The 358-nt window shown below is 60.6% G+C and carries 1 protein-coding gene; it reads left to right on the forward strand.

Annotation, left to right across the window (positions count from 1 at the left end; translation table 11 throughout):
* The coding region (locus AB3X98_RS42120) for a porin (protein WP_368607232.1) at nt 1-358 on the forward strand (358 nt) is incomplete at both ends.

Below are 358 nucleotides of genomic sequence, written 5' to 3' on the forward strand. Positions count from 1 at the left end.
AGGCCTACGTCGGACTGGCATCGGATCGCTTCGGCTCCGTCACACTGGGCCGCCAGTACGATGCGGTAGTGGATTACACGGCGCGCTTTGAATCCGCTGCACAGTGGGCAACGGGCTATGGCGCGCACCCCGGTGATCTTGACAACCTCCAGAACACCAATCGGGTGAACAACGCAATCAAGTTCAGGAGCGTCGACTACGCAGGCCTGAAATTCGGCGGACTGTACAGCTTGGGTGGCGTTGCCGGCCACCTTGGCACCAACCAGATCTGGTCCCTCGGCGCAGGTTACGACAACGGTCCGCTTTCCCTCGGCGCAGCATACCTGAATGTGCGAGACCCGAACTTCTCGTTCTTCGG

Origin of the sequence: Paraburkholderia sp. BR14312, assembly GCF_040948675.1 — a bacterium.
GTDB lineage: Bacteria > Pseudomonadota > Gammaproteobacteria > Burkholderiales > Burkholderiaceae > Paraburkholderia > Paraburkholderia nodosa_A.